The 1,301-nt window shown below is 40.3% G+C and carries 2 protein-coding genes; both read right to left on the bottom strand.

All coding sequences use genetic code 11. From position 1 onward, the window contains the following. Window positions 1-42 precede the first annotated feature (42 nt). Window positions 43-924, bottom strand: a complete 882-nt coding sequence (locus HNR31_RS18400) for an IS3 family transposase (RefSeq protein ID WP_181557617.1) — start codon at window positions 922-924, stop codon at window positions 43-45. 8 nt (window positions 925-932) lie between these two features. Then, on the bottom strand, window positions 933-1,229 hold the full coding sequence (locus HNR31_RS18395; RefSeq protein ID WP_181557616.1) for a transposase: 297 nt from the start codon (window positions 1,227-1,229) through the stop codon (window positions 933-935). Window positions 1,230-1,301: the final 72 nt, after the last annotated feature.

Genomic DNA, 1,301 nt, shown 5'->3' with positions numbered 1-1,301 from the left:
TGAAGTGACCCCTGTCAAGTAGACAGGAATAAAAAAGAACATTTAAGCAGCCTGAGTCCTATATTCATAAGGACTCAGGTTGTTTAATTTTTTTTGAAAGCGTTGGTGATTATAAAAACGAATATATTGGTGTACGGCATCCTTTACCTCTTCGGCTGTACGGAAAGAGTACAGATGGAAACACTCTGCCTTGAAATGGCTGAAGAAGTTTTCCATGCAGGCATTGTCTAAACAGTTTCCTTTTCTGGACATACTGGCCTTTATATTGTATCTTTTAAGTAAGTTGTTGTATTGGCGGGATGTATACTGGAACCCCTGATCGCTATGTAGGAGGAGTCCATTTACATTCCGTTTTTTTATGGCCTTTTTTAGTGTATCAAGCACCAGTTGGATGTCATTTCTTGGACGAATATGGTAGGCCACGATTTCATTATTGTATAGGTCTTTAATGGCGGACAAATAGAGCTTTTGCCCATTAAAAATTAAATATGTAATATCTGTCACCCATTTCTCGTTTGGTTTTGACGCGTGGAAATCTCTGTTTAGATGATTGTCCGAAATGACATAAGGCTCTTTCTTCCCGTAATAAGGCCGTTTCTTCCGAATCACCGCACGGATGCCCATCTCCCTCATCAGCCTTTGTACTCGTTTATGGTTGATATTCAGTTTGTATTTTCTCTTAAGCCAGACTTTGACTCTCCGATACCCATAGATTCCTTTCAGTTTTTTATGGCATTCCTCGATTTTTATCTTTAACTGCTCGTCTTCTAATTGCTTTTGAGAAGGGTGTTTCTGCCGTTTTCCCCACTTGTAGTATCCACTTCGAGACACTCCTGCAATCTCACATAATTGTTGAATCGAACCATGACACCCAGCCATTTCTTGAATGATCGCGAACTTCTTGTGAGCTGGTACTGCTTCCATTCCCCCTTTCACCTCTGTAAGAGCTTTTTTAGCATCTCTACTTCCGCCTCAAGACGCTTGATTTTCGTTTCAGGATCTTCTGGACGAGTTCTCGGTCTTCCTTTGCCTGGTCCTTTGGCCTTTCCTCGTTTTTCCTCTAGACCTTGTATTCCTTCCTTTTCATAGCGTTTCACCCATCGACGTACCATGGAATGATCAATCCCTAATTCTTTAGCCACTGTTTTGTAGCCCATGCCCTCTTTCAAATATAAATCCACTGCTTTCTTTTTAAACTTTACATCATAGGTTTTTCGTATTTTCCCCATAGAAAAATCCCCTCCATAGTAGACAGATTAATTGGCTTTCTTTTTTCTGTCTACTATAAGGGGATCATATCA

The sequence above is a fragment of the Thermaerobacillus caldiproteolyticus genome (genome assembly GCF_013761245.1).
Classification (GTDB): domain Bacteria; phylum Bacillota; class Bacilli; order Bacillales; family Anoxybacillaceae; genus Thermaerobacillus; species Thermaerobacillus caldiproteolyticus.
Note: the sequence above shows the minus strand (reverse complement) of the source record. Positions and strands in the feature narration are given on the sequence as shown.